This is a genomic window from Streptomyces sp. NPDC018693, from assembly GCF_044391385.1.
GTDB lineage: Bacteria > Actinomycetota > Actinomycetes > Streptomycetales > Streptomycetaceae > Streptomyces.
Window position 1 is genome coordinate 159,564 of record NZ_JBIRZZ010000014.1, and the last position, 15,514, is coordinate 175,077.

Genomic DNA, 15,514 nt, shown 5'->3' on the forward strand with positions numbered 1-15,514 from the left:
TCTTCACTCGCTTCTTCAGGAGCTGTACGGGACTTTCAGGGCCGCCCAGGACCTGGCGCCGGGCCAGCCGTCGGCGTCGAGGCCGGTGTAGCCGAGCTTGCGTTGCCACTTGGCGTACGAGCGGCGGTCGGCGTCGGTCCACTGGGGGCCGGGGCCTTTGGTGTAGGCCGAGCAGCCGACGGCGACCAGGCGCTTGCCCATCGCGGTGACGATGGGGGAGCGCGGGTTCTTCTTGAACCAGGCGGCGCCGGGGTAGGGCTGGTACTTCGCGGCCGGGGTGGGCTGTGGACTCGGCCCTGTGGCGGGACGCTTGGTCAGACGGGCGGCGATGCGGTCGCGCAGGTCCGTCATCGCGAAGCCGCGCGGGTCGATCTTGGTGTTGGTCCACTCCTTGTGGCCGATGACAGAGCGGGCGCTCCAGCCGTGGGCTCGGCAGATGGCGGCGGAGGTCCGCACTATCGCGTCCAGTTGGGGCTCGGGCCAGGGGTCCTTGCCGTCGCCGAGGTTGACGCACTCGAAGCCGTAGAAGCGGGCGTTGCCGTCCGTGTTGTTCTGGTTCGGTGGGGGGAGGGGGGTGCGCTCGGTGATGACCGCGTTGAGGACGTCGGCGTCGCCGGTGCCGGCGTGGTTGGTGCGGCCGTGGCCGACCAGGTGGACGGTGCCGTCCTTGGCGATCACGCCGTGGCAGAGGGGGCCGGGGAGGGTGGAGTGGCCGTTGAAGCAGAGTTCGACGCTGGGGGTGGTGCCTGAGGTGACTGTGTGGTGGATGATCACGCCGTTGACTGGGCCCCAGGTGCCTCTGTGGTTGCGGTTGTGCGTGCGCCAGCCGGGGTGTTCGACGACGGTGACGCCCTCGGCGCGCAGAGCGGATGTGAGGGCGTCGGCGGAGAGGGGGGTGGCCATGGGTGCCTCCCTGAGTGTTGAGCGGGTACGAGAAAACCCCGGCCGGTGTTGGAGCGGCTCGGGGTGTGTTGGTGCGGCTGCGCTGTGGCGGGTGGGGGTGGGGTGCGCGGCTCGGCGCTGGCGAGGTGCCTCCCCCAGAGGGGGGACCCCCAGCCCACCCGTGCCGCCTGGGGGCACCTCCCAGGCCCTTAAGGCACTGGGGGAGGCACGACTGCCCGCAGCTACGGCGAGGATGTGGCTATGGGCCTTCGGGGTCCGGTTCGTTGGGGCTCGGGTCGGTCGGGGGTTCGTCGTCGCCCGGGTTCGGGGTCCAGGTGGTGCAGAGGGTCAGGTAGGCCGCGGTGTTGGAGTTGAAGTCGGTCAGGGCTTCGGTTACGGCGCGTTGGATGGCGGACTGGTCGGGGACGACCGGGGCGGTGCCGACCGGGTGGACCGTGACGCGGCCGTAGCCGCGGAGGGTCACGCCTCGGGGGCCTGTTTCCGTGAACTCGGCGCTGATGTTGACCGGGAGGTAGGTGCCGGTGATCGAGTCGGGGCCGATGACGCTGCTGAAGCCGGAGTCGGAGACGTTGATGTGGATGGTGTGGCCGGCCTCGACGAGGGTGGCGCGGCCGGCGTAGTCGATGGCCAGGCCCCAGGGCTGGGTGGGGTCTATGTCCATGAGGAAAGCTCCCTTGTCGCGTCTGGTGTCACGTCTGGCGGGTGTGCATCAGGACCGGGTTCGCGTAGACCGTGCCGGAGGCGCTCGTGACCATGGCCTGGATCTCGACCTTGACCTGCTTGCCGAAGACCGCGCCGAAGTCGGCCGCGATCTGGCCGGTGTTGTCGAAGTCGGCCGGCGCGCTGGTGGTACTGCCCCACTGCGCGCCGTTGACGAGGACCCGGACCTGGCCGGAGGCGCCCGAGCTGACCCTGGTGTTCACCAGGAGGCGCAGCACCGGCTGCCAGACGACGTTGTAGGACATCGCGACCGTCGTCCAGGAGGTGGTGGTGGTCTGCGGCCAGCGCGCGGTCGACGTGTCCTGCGGCGGCAGCAGCGCCAGCCACGGCCGGGCGAGACCCCCGGTGACGATGTCGTCGGAGATGATCTCCCGGTTGGCGGAGTCGTAGATCCGCAGCGGCTGCAGCGAGGTGCTGGACGCGTCGCCGTTGTAGAGGCTGAGGGCGAGGCTGCCGCTCTGCCGGTGGATCTCCATGCCGTACTCGTCGCCGCTCCACTTGCCGACCCGGAACATCGGCGTGTTGGAGGGCGTGCGCACCAGCAGGGAGCCGCCGTCGGTGATCTCGACCGCGCCGCCGGAGATCCGGTTGAGCGCCGGCCGGCTGTTGACGGCGGTGGACAGCTGCTGGATGCGGCGTTCCATCTGGGTCAGCCGGTCGATGATGTCTTCGGGCAGCTGGGGCATCAGACCTCCTCCAGGTAGAGCTCGGCGGTGTCGGGGCGGCCGCGCTGCGCCGGGCTGACCTTGACGCCGATGATCCGGAAGCGCGCGTCGAGGCCCTCGGTCCACCACTCGTCGGTGATCCGGATCCGCACGGTCCGCCCGAGCAGCGCGGGCGGCACCAGGTCGTCGAGGCGGATGCTGATCGCGGGGATCACCACCGCGCCGGTGGCCTGGGCGAGTTCGGCGGTGGCCAGGGACTTCAGGACGGCCTTGCTGGTCGTCTCGTTGTGGTCCGAGGACAGGTCGATGCGCGGATAGCCGGCCGCGATCAGTTCGCTCGCCTCGTCGGCGTCGGCGAACACCGGGCGGGACTCGGCGGCCTGGTTGGTGTTGTCGCTGCCGCCACGGGCCCGGGCGGTGGTGCCGCCGCGGGTGGCGTCGCGCGGGAAGGAGTACGACAGGATGGTGCCCGGGCGGTCCATCACCAGGTCGGTGGTGCCGGTGCGGATCTTCGGGCTGCCGAGCCGCAGCCGTCGTACCCGCGTGCCGGTGCCCGGGTCGCGGTAGACGGAGATGTGGTGCTCGAAGCCGTTGTCCTGGGCCGCGAGCGCGTCGATCGCCTCCAGGTAGACGGTCTCGTCGCCGTCCCGGTACAGGGCGGTGCGCCGCTGGCCGGAGGTCTCGTAGCCGTAGGAGACGCCGATGTTCCCGCCGATCCGCGTGGGCCTGTCCGCCTCGTCGGCGAACCGGCCGAGCTGGAGGTGCTCCCACAGCTTGCGGGCCACGACCAGCTGGTCCTCGTCGGTGAAGGAGAGGTCGGCGCGGATACGGCGGCGCCCGGCGTACGACTCGAAGGTGGCCGCCTGGATGCCGAGGGTGAGCACGCCCCGGTCGTCGCTCTGCAGGGTGGCCGTCCAGATGATGCCGCCCCACCACAGGTCGTTGCCGCGCTGGAGGTAGACCGCGGTGCGGCCCTCCTCGATGCGGCGGACCCGGGCGGCCATCTCCGCGTCGGGCACGGGGACGGTGCCGGAGAGCGAGCCGGCCTTGCCGATGTAGTCGTCGACGGTGACGTCCCGCAGCGGCAGGATGTCGATGGTGGTGTCGTCGCGCAGGTCGCAGAAGATCGCGCGGTACGGGGTGGTGGTCGTCATGAGGCGGCCTCGTAGGTGGCGGAGCCACGGATGGCGTGCGGGGAGGACCAGGTCCAGGGCGACAGGGAGTCCACGGTGCCGTACGTGGGAGAGGTGATCGCGGTGGCGTCGACCCGGCCCGTGCCGATGTTCAGTTCGAAGGTGCTGGTGGTGGCGAGGTAGATCCGGCCCATGGCGCGGGCGCTGTTGCTGGCGGACAGCTCGGCGAAGCCGATCACGGGGTGGGCGGCGGACGCCGGCACCGGCAGCGAGAACCGCCAGTTGTCCCCGGTGGCGGGGTTGGCGCCGAAGTTGGTGGTGGTGCCGAACTGGATCGAGAAGTTGAGGTGCACGGTCGTACCGGACTTGACGTACCGGCAGTTCAGCGTGGCGTTGCCGTACGACGGGGTGGCGCTGCCGGAGCCGGTCGTCCAGGCCGGGGTCCAGCTCTGCCAGGTCGGCAGCACCGGGTAGTCGGTCCAGGCCGAGCCGGTCCAGCGCTGGAGGCGGCCGCCCGCGTCGCGGTACTGGCCGGGGTAGGCGCCGATCGAGGTGTCGCTGGTGACCGGCAGGATGCCGCCGACCGCGACCGTGGCGGTACGGACACCGGTGAGCGCCGAGTCCCAGGCGAGCCCTCCGCCGCCCGTGCTCGAACCCTTGGCGACGGTGACCCGGTAGAGCGGGAGGGACAGCGGGGGTGTGTCCGGTGCGGCCGGCACGGCGGCCGGGGTGCCCGGGACGACCTCGACGGCGGCCTCGTGGCGGCCGGAGCCGTCGTAGACGTCGTCGTACACCCGCAGGACGACCAGGTCGATCCGGTCGTACTGCGGGTCGCCGTCGGCGAAGGTGAGCGGGAGGGGCTCGGTCAGCGCGACCGGGTAGGCGCCCTGGGCGTCGGTGCCCTGGACGAGGGCGCGGCCCGGGTGGACGTCGGCGGTCATGGTGCCGTCGACGCCGGTCACGGTGAAGCCGGAGATCCGCCACTGGCCGTCGGCGGAGCCCGGCAGGACACCGGAGCGGGTGGTGACGGGCGAGGTCGGGGTGAGCGCGCCGAGCGCGCCGAGCCGGGTGTCCTCACGGGACTGTCCGTCGGGGGACAGCCAGCCGGAGCGTACGGGCATGGTCGACTCCTTGGGGTGAAGACGGGGGTGAGGTCAGGCGAGGGGGTCGACGCGCAGGTACATGCTGTCGAACCAGCATCGGACGGTGGCGTCGCTGGACCGGTGCATGGCGGTGACCGTGTGGCTCTCGCCGGGGGTCAGCGAGCCGAGTCGCAGCTGCGCGGAGACGGAGGTGGTCCGGGCGCCCGAGCAGATGGCGGCGCGCTCGTCGTTCACGTCCCAGACCACGGTGCCGCCCCGGGTGACCTTCGGGCACATGTAGGCGGACGTGGTGTCGCTGGACCGCATGCGGCAGCCCAGGCTGATGATCACCGCTCCCGAGGGCGGGGCGGTGAAGGTGAGGGTCAGCGCGGAGACGGCGGTCTCGTCGAGGGCGGCCGTGTACGTGGTCGAGGCGGTGTATCCGCCGTCCAGGCTCGACGCGAACACCGGCCCCGGCACGGCCGGCAGCCAGGCCGTGCCGTTCCAGCGCTGCAACTGGCCCAGCGAGGAGTCGCGGTACTGGCCCGGGTAGCCGCCGGTGGTCAGCGTGCCGGCCGGGACGATGCCGCCGATGTCGCGCGGGTACGGCAGCCAGGCGGTGCCGTTCCAGCGCTGGAGCGCGCTGTTGACGTCCCGGTACTGGCCCGGGTAGGCGCCGTTCACGCCATCGCCGGCGGCGGTCGGCAGGATGCCGCCGATGGCGACGGTGGTGGGACGCAGGTCCTTCAGGGACGTGCTCCAGTCGATGCCGCCGTTGCCGGTGCTGCGGCCGGTCTTCACGGTGACCTCGAACAACGGCAGCGACAGGCCCGGCGCGGCGGGCGCGGCCGGGACGGCGGCCGGGGTGCCCGGGACGACCTCGACGGCGGCCTCGGTGCGCCCGGAGGCGTCGTAGGCGTCGTCGTAGATCCGCAGGACGACCAGGTCGACGCGGTCGTACTGGGCGTCGCCGTCGGCGAACGTGAGCAGGATGCCCTCGGTGACGGCCACCGGGTAGGCGCCGCGTGTCTCCTCGGCCTGGATCACCGCCCGGCCGGTGCTGACCTCGGCGGTCATCGACCCGGCGGTGCCGGCCAGCCAGAAGCCGGAGACGCGGTGCTCGCCGCTGTAGGAGCCCGGCAGGACGCCCGAGCGGGTGCCGACGGGGGAGACGGGGGTGTGGGCGCCGAGCGGGGCGACCCGGCTGTCCTCGCGGGTCTGGCCGTTCGGCGACAGCCATGCGGAACGGGCGTTCATGGTGGGTCCTTTCGCGGGCGGGTCAGGAGGCGGACTCGTAGGTGCCGTAGATCGACAGGACGTCGCCGACGGCCCAGGTGAGGGGGTAGCTCTTGTCCCAGATGGCGACGGAGTTGTGCAGGCCGTCGCGGAGCGAGCGGACGATGCCGCCGCTGTTGGTGGAGAGCAGTCCGCTGCCCTGCCACATCAGCGTCTCGGAGGAGTCGAAGGCGAGGGCGGTCAGCACCCGGCCGTCCAGCTTCCATGTCGTCGACACCGGCGGCACCGGCAGCTTGAACGTCCAGTTGCCGTTGGCGGCCTGCGCGGCGAGGTTGGTCGTGGAGCCGATCCTCAGATAGATCCGGACGTGCACGACCGTGCCCAGCTTGGCGTACGACCCCGCGAGGACGCCGTTGCCGATGCTGGGGGCGGTGCCGTTCTCGGCGCCCCACACCGGGGTGTAGTCGGTCCAGGTCGGCACCGGCTGGTACGACACCCAGGAGGAGCCGTTCCAGCGCTGGAGCACGCCGGAGGAACTGTCGCGGTACTGGCCGGTGTAGCTGGCCGTGCCCACCGTGCCGGCCGGGGCGATGCCGCCCAGCGCGCTCGGGTACGACACCCAGGCCGAGCCGTCCCAGCGCTGCAGCGCGCCGCCGGAATCGCGGTACTGGCCGGGGTAGGCGCCGTCGCCGGTGTCGCCGACGACCGGCAGGATGCCGCCGATCGCGACGGTCGGGGTGCGCAGATCCACGGCGTCGGCGGCCCAGTTGACGCCGCCGTTGCCCGCGCCGGCCCCGGAGCGGACGGTGACCCGGTAGATCGGCAGCGCGATGGGCGGCACCGCGGGCGGCTGCGGAACGGCGTTCGGCTCGCCGCGCACGATCTCCAGGACGGCCTCGGTGCGGCCGGAGGCGTCGTAGACGTTGTCGTAGATCCGCAGGACGACCAGGTCGACGCGGTCGAACTGGGCGTCGCCGTCGGCGAAGGTGAGGGTGGTCTGCTCGGGCAGGGTGACCGGATAGGCGCCCTGGCCGGGCTCGGCCTGGACGACGGCCCGGCCCTCGTGGACGGTGGCGGTCATGGTGCCCGCGCCGCCCTCCATCCAGAAGCCGGACAGGCGGTACAGGCCGTCGTAGGAGCCGGGCAGGATGCCGGAGCGGACCTGGAGCGGGTCGGTCGGGGTGGTCGCGCCGAGCTGGGTCAGCCGGGTGTCCTCGCGGGTCTGGCCGGTCTCGGCCACCCATGAGCTGCGCAGGTTCATCTGCTGGTCTCCTGTGGTCTACGGTGGTGGCAAAGGTGTGGTGGCAAAGGTGTGGTGGCAAAGGGTGTTGATGGTGCGTCAGGACTTGATCCACTCGGCGCTGAGGCAGGTGGCGTAGCCGGAGCCGCCGAGGGTGCTGACGGTGACGCCCGAGTTCTGCAGGCCGTGCAGGGTGAGCCGGTCGCCGGCCGCGAGGCGCACCAGGCAGCTGCCGCCGACGCTGGTGGAGGCCGGGCCTGCGCCGACCAGCCAGGTCCCGCGCGGGACACCGTTGCCGTTGACCAGGATCCGGGCGCCGCGCGAACCGTCCGAGACGGCCTCGGTGAACCAGGTGATGTTGCCGTCGACCCGCCACCAGCCGGCCCGCGGCACGGCGTAGGTGCCGGAGCCGTCCCAGCCGGAGGCGTCGTCCACGTCGACGGTCCCCATGGTCATCTGCGTCCAGGTGTTGTGCGGCACCGACTGCCGGGTGCCCTGCGAGACGCTGAGCAGGATCGACGCCCGGCCCTGGACGAACTGCCAGGCGGAGCCGTCCCAGCGCTGCAGCCGGCCGGCGCCGTCCTCCCGGTGCTGGCCGACGTAGGAGCCGGTGGTCAGCGCGCCGGCCGGGGCGATGCCGCCGACCGCCTTCGGGTAGGCGACCCAGGCGGTGCCGTCCCAGCGCTCCAGGACGCCCGGAGTGTCCCGGTACTGGCCGGCGTACGCGCCGGTGAAGCCGGAGGCGGGGACGATGCCGCCGAGGGCGACGGTCGGATAGCGCAGGTTGGTGACCACTTCGGACCAGTTCAGTCCGCCGGTCCCGGCCGACACGCGGGCGGGCACCAGGATCCGGTACAGCGGCAGGGCGCTGCCGTCGGGCGTGTTCGGGACGACGGGCGTGGCGGCCGGGGTGCCCCGGACCAGGCGGACGAAGGCCCGGGTCTCGGCGGTGCCGTCGTAGACGCTGTCCTGGACGACCAGTTCGACCAGGTCGACGCGGTCGTACTGGGCGTCGCCGTCGGCGACGGTGAGGGACTCCGGCTCGGTCACCGCCACCGGGTAGGTGCCCTGGGCGGTCCGGCCGCCCTGGATGAAGGCGCGGCCCGGGCCGACGGTGAAGGTCATGCTGCCGGCGGTGCCGGTGAGTGCGAACCCGCCGGGGACGAGGCCGCCGCGGGCCTTCAGCGGGATGTTCTCCGGGGCGAAGGCGTTCGGGGTGAGCAGGCCGGAGAGGGTGACGCGGGTGTCCTCGCGGGTCTGGCCGAACTCGGTGAGCCAGGCGGATCGTACGGTCATGTGATCGCCACTCCTCGTGGGGACATGCGACAGGTCATGCGGGTCACCACTCCGCGGAGCGCCAGCGGACCGACATACGGGCGCCGGAGTCGTAGGTGTCCGGGCGGAACGCCAGCTGGGCGCGGCCCGGTTCGAAGGCGAACAGTTCCTCGGGGCTGCTGTCGGCGGCCGCCGTGTGGCGGCGGGAGGCGGTGCCGTTGAGGGTGACCGTGCCGGCCGCGGTGTCGACGACGAGCTCGTCGCCGGCGGCCAGGCCGATCGTGTAGCGCAGCCGGCGGCCCGAAGTGCGGTCCATGACGGTCGGGTTGACGCACGGACCGGTGAAGGTGAGCACCGGGTGGGTGGGCGCGGAGCCGCCGTTGTCGACGGTGACGTCACCGGTCGAGGTCGCCTGCCCCCAGTACAGCGGCCAGGTCAGCGGCCAGGTCAGGCCGCTCTCCGGCTGCGGGGCTCCGGTGACGGCGGTCTGCTCGGTGACGGCGTAGCGGCGCGGGTCGGTGGCGTGCCACTGCACGGTCGCCCGGGACACGCCCTGCGTGGTGTACGTCCGGTCGGCGGCCAGTACGCGCTGGCTGACCCGGGCCCGTACGGCCAGCGTCTCGCCGTGCAGCCGCACCGCCAGCCAGCGCTCGCTGTCGCCGAGCAGCAGCGCCTGGCGCAGTGCGCGCATCGCCTCCAGGGAGGTGGCGGAGTCGTCCTGCGCCGGTACGGTCCACACCGTGCCGCCGATCCGGCGGGGGCGGGCGTAGCGGGCGCCGGGCCAGGCGCCGTGCGCGGTGGGGTGGTCGGCGTCGGAGGAGTCGTACTCGGGCAGGTCCTCCCAGCCGGTGAGGCCGCCGCGGTCGATCTCGTAGGGGGTGCCGGGGCCCAGCAGCAGTCCGGCCCACTGCATCTGCCCGTCGCGGGTGATGAGTGAGCCGGGGGGTACGTCGTCGGTGTATGCGGTTGTGGTCATCTCGGCCATCGGGCCGTCACCTCACTGTCATGGCTGTCATGGCTGTCAGGTCGGTCATGGGCAGGCGTGGGCGGCTGCCAGGAAGAGGAGGTCTTCGGCGTTGCCGTGGACGCCGGCGGTCCGGCTCTCGTGGAACTCCTTGATGTGGTGCGGGCGCCGGGCCGCCGTCGCCCGGTGCCGGCGGTCGAGCGCCCGCTGCCGCCGGTGCAGGGCGGTCAGCGGCAGTACCCGGCCGGCCCGGGGGGACGCGCCGGGGACCACGACGCCGCCCTCGGCGAGCATCGGGATCTTGTCGAGGTCCACGCCGAACTTCTTGCCGAGGATGTTGACGCTGAGGCTGTTGAGCCCGTCGATGACCCAGTTGGCGAACGCGATCAGGCCGTTGATGGGGCCCTTGATGACGCCCGCGACGGTCTGCGCGCCGGTGGTGACGAACTTGCCGAGCGCGCCGAGGGTGCTGGACGTCGCGTCCTTGACGCGGCCGAACATCCGGGGGATGTCCCTGGTGATCCAGTCCAGCACCGGCTTGACCGTGCTCTTGAAGCCCTTCCAGAGGGAGGACACCTTGTCGCGCAGGGCGCGTGTGTCGCCGGTGGTGAGGGCCTTCAGGACGGCGAAGCCGGTGCCGATGAGGGCACCGACGACCTTGATCGCGGTGGTGATGACGGTCAGGTAGACGGTGACGTACGTGCTCACCGCCGTCGCGATCGCCTTGAGCAGCGGGGTCAGGATCGCGAGGTACAGCTGGACGTACTTCAGTACGACGGTGCCGACCGCCTTCATGATCCGCTGACCGGCCTCGGAGTTCATGGCGAGGTCCAGCAGCCAGCCGGCGACCGGGAGGAGGAGGCCGAGGACGAAGCCGAGGGGGTTGGCGCGGGTGATGACGTTGATCGCCGTCATCACGCCGGAGCCGATGGTCATGGCGGTGCCGAAGGCGCCCAGGAGGGTGCCGAGGATGCCGGCGGCGCCGACGAGCCCGCCGATCAGGGCCAGCAGGCCGCCGCCCTTCAGTCTGCCGAGGGCACGGGTGGCGCCCTTGGCGCGGGTGCCGAAGGACTTCACCCCGGTGGCGGCGGTGCCGGCGGAGCGCCCGGCCCGGGTGAGGGAGCGGGCGGTGGCGTCGGCGTCCGTCTTGGTCCGGCGTACGGCGCCGGCGGCCTGGTCGGCGGCGGAGCGGATGCGGTCGGTGGCGGTGGCGGCGCTCCTGACGCGGGCGGTGAGGGCGCGCAGGGTGTCGCCGCCGCGGGCGAGGTTCGTACGGAAGGTGCGCAGGGCCGGTGCGATCCCGGCGAGGGGGTTGACCGGCGTGCTCATGGCCGCCGTACTCATCCGCGGGCCTTCGCGAGGAACATCAGGGCGTCGGCGGTGCGCTGCGGGGTGCTGGTCTCGGCCGCATAGTAGTTCTCGATGTGCAGGGCGCCGCCGCCGGCCATGGCGGCACCGGCGTACGCCCTGCCCTGGGCGGCGGCGCGGCGCAGCAGCCGGTCGAGCTTGCTGAGCGGCAGGACGGCCTCGGCCTCACCGGCCTCGGCGAGGATCGCGGGGACACCGCCGGAGCGGGGCATGACGACACCGCCGGCCGCGAGGGCGGGGATCTTGGGCAGGCTGACGCCGAAGGTCTTGCCGCCGACCATCGGGACCCAGCCGGGGATGGACACCTTGATGCCGTTGAGGGCGCCGATGGCGCGGTTGATGATGCCGATGACCGCGTTGATCGGGCCCCTGACCGCGCTCTTGATGCCGTTGAAGGCGCGGCCGGCGATGCCCTTGAGGCCGCCCCAGATGCTGGACAGCTTGTTCTTGACGGCCCGGAAGGCGTTCGGGATGGCCGACTTGATCCAGTTGACGACGGGCGAGATGACCGCCTTGATGCCCTTCCACACGCTGGAGACGACCGTCTTGATCGCCTTCAGCGCGGTGCTGATGACCTTCTTCCAGATCGCGACGTAAGTCTTGATCACCTTGGCGACGGCCTTGACGACGGCAGAGATCGCCTTCTTGATGCCGTTCCACACGGACTTGATCAGCTTCGCGGCGTTCTTCATGATCGGCCCGATGGCCTTCATGACCTTGCTGATCACGGACTTGATGGCGTTGAAGGCCGTCTTCAACACCTTCTGCATGGTCTTCGACCGGGTCGCCATCTCGACGACCTTCTCGATGAGCGGCATCAACAGGTCCATGAGCATGCCGAAGAAGTTGCCCTTCATCGACTTGTTCATCCGGTCCTGCCCCTTGGCCGCCTTCTTGGCCCCGGACTCGTACTTGCCGAGGTTCTTGCCGGCGGTGGATCCGGTTCTGCCGGTTTTGGAAATGGACTTCTCGGCCTGGTCGGAGGCGGTCTTGAGTTTCTTGAGCTGGGTGGCGGAACCCTGGGCCGACGACTTGATTTTCTGCAGGCCGGTTCCGGCGGTCTTCGCCTGGTCGCCGAGGCCCTTCGTGGCTCGGGCGGCGGCATCTGCCTGGGTCCGGAAACCGCTGAGTGACGTCGTGGATTTCTTCAGTGCGCTTACGAGAGACATGCGGCGTCATTCCTTCAGTTCAGCTGCCGGAGCCTGCCAGGCGGCGTTCGAGGTCCGCGGCCTCCCGTTCCGTCTGTCGCAACACGCTTTCGAGTTGGCGCAGCTCGGAGGCGGAGGCAAGGGCGGTCTGGCGACGGAGCGGGTTGAACGTGGCGCGCCGTTCCTCGCGGCGGGCCCGCTCGGCCGTGCTTGCCGCGCCGGCTCTGGCAGTGCGTTGCTGCCCGGCCAGCAGGCTGCGAATCGCAGAATCGTGGTCTCTGATTTTTCGGGACTGTGCCCCGAGTTGGTCCTTCAGGTTCCTGATCGTTTCGCTGTGATCGGCGTCGTTCGCCCCGCCATCGTTCTCTTCGTCGTTGCCGCGGTTTCTGCGCAGGGCGCGCAGACCGGGGATTCGATCCACTGCCCGGCCCACGGGAATTCTGTGCTGCCGATCGCTACCGAGGAAGGTGAAGCCTCTGCCCGGTGTCCAGTCGACAACATTGGGCGATACGGAGAGCACGCTCGGGTCGAACTTGAAGAACTGGGTGCTCCAGTAGAGAGCCTGATTGGAAGCGGCCACACCGGTGTTGTCCGTGCCCTGGACGGCTGTCGCAACGGATTCGAGCTGCTGTCCTCCGGGTATGTTCTCCTGGAACCACTGCGCCTTCTCGCCGAGAGTTTCGAGGTGGGCCTTGGACTCCTCCTTGATTTCGTTGAAATTCTTGGCTACCTCTTCGGCGACCAGTCTGCTTATATATCCTGTGGTGGTGGGGTCCAGCATGGCGACCTCCCATACGGTTTCGCTCGGTATACTGGCGGAAAAGCGATACGTGGTAGTCCGTGAGGGGTGGGAAATGGTCGGCGATATTGTGGTTGGAGCGCTGGTTTTTTTGGCGATCGGCATGATCGGCGCCATGCCGGCGCTGGCATTTCTGTTGCTCTTCTCGGAATCGCTGCTCGCATTCCGCCTTTCCCGGAGCGGATTCCTTTCCGACGGGATCTGTGTGGCACACAAGAAAAATAGCGGAAAGGGCATGGCAATTCTGGTGGAATATCACCACCCGTCGGCCGGTCGTACTAGACTTGAAATTGGGCCGTATTCGGGAGTTCTGCCCAACCCGGGCTCAGCGGTCAAGGTCCACTGCCTGGAAGGCAACCCGCGGGCGGCGATGCTGTCTCCCCTGCCCTCTTTCGTCGTCCTCCGCTTCCTGGCGACGGGGGCTCTCGCGCTTGCCGGCGTGGTGGGGTCGGCCGTGTTCTTCGTTGTGGTCTTCGGCTGAGGGGGAGCGGGCGCTGCCCAGGTCCGCTCCCTCGTGCACGGGTGACGGCTTCAGCGCTGGGCGTCGGCGTCTACCGGCGGTGCCACCGCTCCGTGCCGCCGGTGCGGCGGGCCTCTGTCAAGGCGTCCGACCAGCCGGCGGCGTAGGCGCGGGACTCGCGGGCGAGTAGTTCCTCGTAGACGCGGTCGAGCAGGGCCTCGTGGTCGGGGGTGTGCAGGAGGTGGGCGAGGCGGGTGTAGGTGTCGATCGGGTGCTGCGGGGAGTTGCTCGTGCCAGTCGCCATGTCTGCCTGCTTTCCGGTCTGTCCGTCGGGCTGGTGGTACAGGTGGCGCCTCTGGGGGTGTTCGAAGCGTCTGTTCGAACTAGTGTACGAGTAATCCGGGGTCGGGTTCTGTGGTTTGGCGAGGACCGACCCCGGGGTCGCGGTCACGACCTGCGGAGATGCGGGGTGCGGTGAAGGTTGTGTCAGGTTGGTGGAGTAGGATCCGGCCGTCCTCCCGTCGGGTGAAGGGACAGTGAACAGAGGCGCCTCAGCGGGGAACTGAGGGCGTATCAGACGACGGTGGACGGCGGCCGGGCAGCCGTCCTCGCGCGGGGGGCGCGATGGGGCAGGGACGAGAGCAAGGCCAACGGGGTGGACGGGGACGCGAGCAACGCGCGGCATCAGCGTGCGATCGATCAGCATGTGTTCGATCAGCGTGTAGTCGAACAGCGTGTAGCCGATCAGCATGTGATCGACTGGCTTGAACAAGCCGCTGATCTGCCACATCTCATCGCCCGTGTCTCCGAGCTCGTCCTCCGCCTCGGGCACGCGCCGGAGGACCTCGTCGTCCTCCCCCGGGCCGAACTCGACCGGCGCGAACTGGCCGCCTACAGCGCGGGCTGGGCCGACGTGGTCGCCGAGCAGCTTCCGGCGATACGGCGGGCGTACGAGGAGCGGATCACCGTCGCGTATCTGCAGGGGCAGGAGGACGCCCGCACGGGGCGCAGGCCGCGCCGGGCCCGGCGCGGCGAGGGACAGCGGGGCGGTGAGGTGATCCCCCTGCCGTACGTGGAACTGCTGCGGCCCCCTGCCGAGGTGACGCGGGTGGAGGAACGGGGGGAGCGGGAGCGGTCGGTGGCGGACGGGGGGCCGGTGCCACCCCCGGGTGACGGTGGTGAGGGGGACGACGACCCCGAGTACGGGCGGGATGCGCAGACCGGGGCGGAGCCGGCCTCCGGTTCGACGGCCGACATACTGCTGTCCGCCCGTGAGGTGCGTGAGAAGCGGGCGGCTCCCTCCGAGCGGCGCCCGGTCCTACGCCGTAACGGCCGGCCCAGTGTGCCGCCGCTCGCCCTGCCCGGTGAGACGGGAGCAGGAGCAGGCCGAGACCGGGGGCGCCGCACGGAGTCGGCCGAGCAGCGGTCCCCGCGGGACCCCACCGAGCCGGCCGCCCCAGGGCCGCGGGGCGAGGAGCGCCCCCGGCTCTCGGACAAGGCCCGTGCCCTCGCGGACGAGTTGGAGGGCCGGGCGGGGGTCCGCCGTCGTGACGACGAGCAGCCGGGCGGCCACTGAAGGGCCCCCGTGCTGCGCCCCCCCCGTGCCGCCGCGGAGTGCGTCAGGCGAAGAATCTCGCCAGCTGTGCCGGAGAGGGCGCCGATGCGCTCTGACCTGCGGTGTCGGTGTCCCGTGGAGGAGGAGTGTCCGGGAACGGACGTTCGACGGGGTCGGACTCCTCCTCCGCCGCCAGGTCGGTCGGTCGCGGCACCGGCACCGGGGGTTCCGGCTGGTCGCCGTCCTCCGCGGAGTTGACGGAGGCGAACATCCAGTTGGCGGCCGCCAGATGGTCCACGGCGGCGGCCAGCAGATGGTCCGTCACCGACCAGTCGGCGGCCTCCCCGTGCAGCTCCCGGTTGAGGGCGCTGTCGCGCGGCAGATGCTTGATGAGCACCGCGAGCCGCCGGGCGGACAGCCGCTCCCGGTGCCAGTCGAGCAGGTCGGTGCCGTAGTAACGCAGCAGGTCCGCTTCGAGTGCCTCGGCGTGTTCGTCGACGAACCCGACGAGGCTCAGCCTTCCCCCAGGCCGAGCCCGGTCTCCTTGCCGTATGCCTCCAGGATGGCGGCGATGTCCTGCATGGTGACCTCGTGCCGTTCGAAGCGGGCGAACTGCTGCTCGCCCATGAGCAGGCCGAGCAGCCCGTCGACGTCGTTGTCGTCGAGCTTGCGCAGCGCCCGGGCGGTGGCACGGGTGAGCTCGGTGGGCAGCGTGAAGGTCTCGCCGTCGAGCTCGAACGACCAGGTGCGGCCGAGGGCTTCGAGGCGCTGGGCGCGGGCGGCGTTGACGTCGAAAGAGGCCATGGTGATGCGTACTCCTTGGGGAACCCGGTGATGTGGAGCGGAGAGGTGTCGGGGCGGGGGGGGCCGGGGTGGGGCCCCCCCCCCCCCCCGGGAAGGCCCCCCACGAAGCGTCCATAAAAAAGAACTTTCCGCCCAACCCAAAGCCCCCCCGGGCGAAACCCC

17 protein-coding genes are annotated in these 15,514 nt (G+C 71.0%); 2 read left to right on the forward strand and 15 right to left on the reverse strand.

Translation table 11 applies throughout. The features are described from left to right. Positions 1–15 precede the first annotated feature (15 nt). The 12 genes from ACH5AC_RS30230 to ACH5AC_RS30285 all read right to left on the reverse strand — a co-directional run bounded on the left by ACH5AC_RS30230 (position 16) and on the right by ACH5AC_RS30285 (position 12,515). Positions 16–903 (reverse strand): peptidoglycan-binding protein, encoded by an 888-nt coding sequence (locus ACH5AC_RS30230; protein ID WP_398865383.1) that lies wholly within the window; start codon positions 901–903, stop codon positions 16–18. Positions 904–1,141: 238 nt separating this feature from the next. Then, a complete protein-coding gene (locus ACH5AC_RS30235; RefSeq protein WP_398865384.1) occupies positions 1,142–1,564 on the reverse strand; it encodes an ATP-binding protein in 423 nt (140 codons plus the stop codon). 28 nt (positions 1,565–1,592) lie between these two features. Beyond that, complete coding sequence (locus ACH5AC_RS30240) at positions 1,593–2,309, reverse strand: hypothetical protein (RefSeq protein WP_398865385.1); 717 nt, start codon at positions 2,307–2,309, stop codon at positions 1,593–1,595. Then, the gene (locus ACH5AC_RS30245; protein WP_398865386.1) at positions 2,309–3,442 is read right to left on the reverse strand and encodes a hypothetical protein; all 1,134 of its coding nucleotides are present in this window, start codon (positions 3,440–3,442) and stop codon (positions 2,309–2,311) included. The genes ACH5AC_RS30240 and ACH5AC_RS30245 overlap by 1 nt, the downstream gene beginning before the upstream one ends. Further along, positions 3,439–4,542, reverse strand: coding sequence for a hypothetical protein (locus ACH5AC_RS30250; RefSeq protein ID WP_398865387.1), 1,104 nt, complete (start codon positions 4,540–4,542; stop codon positions 3,439–3,441). The genes ACH5AC_RS30245 and ACH5AC_RS30250 overlap by 4 nt, the downstream gene beginning before the upstream one ends. A 33-nt stretch (positions 4,543–4,575) precedes the next feature. Then, positions 4,576–5,760 (reverse strand): hypothetical protein, encoded by a 1,185-nt coding sequence (locus ACH5AC_RS30255; RefSeq protein WP_398865388.1) that lies wholly within the window; start codon positions 5,758–5,760, stop codon positions 4,576–4,578. 22 nt (positions 5,761–5,782) lie between these two features. Continuing rightward, entirely contained in the window at positions 5,783–7,000 is a 1,218-nt protein-coding gene (locus ACH5AC_RS30260; RefSeq protein ID WP_398865389.1) for a hypothetical protein, read from the reverse strand. A 78-nt stretch (positions 7,001–7,078) separates the two neighbouring features. Then, positions 7,079–8,275, reverse strand: a complete 1,197-nt coding sequence (locus ACH5AC_RS30265; protein WP_398865390.1) for a hypothetical protein — start codon at positions 8,273–8,275, stop codon at positions 7,079–7,081. A gap of 43 nt (positions 8,276–8,318) precedes the next feature. Continuing rightward, positions 8,319–9,239 (reverse strand): phage distal tail protein, encoded by a 921-nt coding sequence (locus ACH5AC_RS30270; protein ID WP_398865391.1) that lies wholly within the window; start codon positions 9,237–9,239, stop codon positions 8,319–8,321. 45 nt (positions 9,240–9,284) lie between these two features. After that, entirely contained in the window at positions 9,285–10,547 is a 1,263-nt protein-coding gene (locus ACH5AC_RS30275; RefSeq protein ID WP_398865392.1) for a tape-measure protein, read from the reverse strand. 11 nt (positions 10,548–10,558) lie between these two features. Next, positions 10,559–11,755 (reverse strand): phage tail protein, encoded by a 1,197-nt coding sequence (locus ACH5AC_RS30280; protein WP_398865394.1) that lies wholly within the window; start codon positions 11,753–11,755, stop codon positions 10,559–10,561. 19 nt (positions 11,756–11,774) lie between these two features. Continuing rightward, complete coding sequence (locus ACH5AC_RS30285) at positions 11,775–12,515, reverse strand: hypothetical protein (protein ID WP_398865395.1); 741 nt, start codon at positions 12,513–12,515, stop codon at positions 11,775–11,777. On the opposite strand from ACH5AC_RS30285, the gene ACH5AC_RS30290 reads away from it, so the two are divergent. Beyond that, entirely contained in the window at positions 12,514–13,014 is a 501-nt protein-coding gene (locus ACH5AC_RS30290) for a hypothetical protein (protein WP_398865396.1), read from the forward strand. The genes ACH5AC_RS30285 and ACH5AC_RS30290 overlap by 2 nt on opposite strands. A 70-nt stretch (positions 13,015–13,084) precedes the next feature. Here the strand turns inward: ACH5AC_RS30290 and ACH5AC_RS30295 are convergent, their stop codons facing one another. Then, a complete protein-coding gene (locus ACH5AC_RS30295; protein WP_398865397.1) occupies positions 13,085–13,297 on the reverse strand; it encodes a hypothetical protein in 213 nt (70 codons plus the stop codon). Between the two features lie 447 nt (positions 13,298–13,744). Here ACH5AC_RS30295 and ACH5AC_RS30300 point away from each other — a divergent pair, with 447 nt between their 5' ends. Next, positions 13,745–14,569: a hypothetical protein gene (locus ACH5AC_RS30300; RefSeq protein WP_398865398.1), complete on the forward strand. Its 825-nt coding sequence runs from the start codon at positions 13,745–13,747 to the stop codon at positions 14,567–14,569. A gap of 43 nt (positions 14,570–14,612) precedes the next feature. On the opposite strand, the gene ACH5AC_RS30305 is transcribed toward ACH5AC_RS30300, so the two are convergent. Continuing rightward, on the reverse strand, positions 14,613–14,945 hold the full coding sequence (locus tag ACH5AC_RS30305; protein ID WP_398865399.1) for a hypothetical protein: 333 nt from the start codon (positions 14,943–14,945) through the stop codon (positions 14,613–14,615). A 116-nt stretch (positions 14,946–15,061) separates the two neighbouring features. Continuing rightward, positions 15,062–15,352, reverse strand: coding sequence for a hypothetical protein (locus ACH5AC_RS30310; protein ID WP_398865400.1), 291 nt, complete (start codon positions 15,350–15,352; stop codon positions 15,062–15,064). Positions 15,353–15,514: the final 162 nt, after the last annotated feature.

Bases quoted from the DNA above. Each gene is read 5' to 3' on its own strand.
- ACH5AC_RS30230 (WP_398865383.1), bottom strand. From the start codon at position 903: ATGGCCACCCCCCTCTCCGCCGACGCCCTCACATCCGCTCTGCGCGCC.
- ACH5AC_RS30235 (WP_398865384.1), bottom strand. From the start codon at position 1,564: ATGGACATAGACCCCACCCAGCCCTGGGGCCTGGCCATCGACTACGCC.
- ACH5AC_RS30240 (WP_398865385.1), bottom strand. From the start codon at position 2,309: ATGCCCCAGCTGCCCGAAGACATCATCGACCGGCTGACCCAGATGGAA.
- ACH5AC_RS30245 (WP_398865386.1), bottom strand. From the start codon at position 3,442: ATGACGACCACCACCCCGTACCGCGCGATCTTCTGCGACCTGCGCGAC.
- ACH5AC_RS30250 (WP_398865387.1), bottom strand. From the start codon at position 4,542: ATGCCCGTACGCTCCGGCTGGCTGTCCCCCGACGGACAGTCCCGTGAG.
- ACH5AC_RS30255 (WP_398865388.1), bottom strand. From the start codon at position 5,760: ATGAACGCCCGTTCCGCATGGCTGTCGCCGAACGGCCAGACCCGCGAG.
- ACH5AC_RS30260 (WP_398865389.1), bottom strand. From the start codon at position 7,000: ATGAACCTGCGCAGCTCATGGGTGGCCGAGACCGGCCAGACCCGCGAG.
- ACH5AC_RS30265 (WP_398865390.1), bottom strand. From the start codon at position 8,275: ATGACCGTACGATCCGCCTGGCTCACCGAGTTCGGCCAGACCCGCGAG.
- ACH5AC_RS30270 (WP_398865391.1), bottom strand. From the start codon at position 9,239: ATGGCCGAGATGACCACAACCGCATACACCGACGACGTACCCCCCGGC.
- ACH5AC_RS30275 (WP_398865392.1), bottom strand. From the start codon at position 10,547: ATGAGCACGCCGGTCAACCCCCTCGCCGGGATCGCACCGGCCCTGCGC.
- ACH5AC_RS30280 (WP_398865394.1), bottom strand. From the start codon at position 11,755: ATGTCTCTCGTAAGCGCACTGAAGAAATCCACGACGTCACTCAGCGGT.
- ACH5AC_RS30290 (WP_398865396.1), top strand. From the start codon at position 12,514: ATGGCGACCTCCCATACGGTTTCGCTCGGTATACTGGCGGAAAAGCGA.
- ACH5AC_RS30285 (WP_398865395.1), bottom strand. From the start codon at position 12,515: ATGCTGGACCCCACCACCACAGGATATATAAGCAGACTGGTCGCCGAA.
- ACH5AC_RS30295 (WP_398865397.1), bottom strand. From the start codon at position 13,297: ATGGCGACTGGCACGAGCAACTCCCCGCAGCACCCGATCGACACCTAC.
- ACH5AC_RS30310 (WP_398865400.1), bottom strand. From the start codon at position 15,352: ATGGCCTCTTTCGACGTCAACGCCGCCCGCGCCCAGCGCCTCGAAGCC.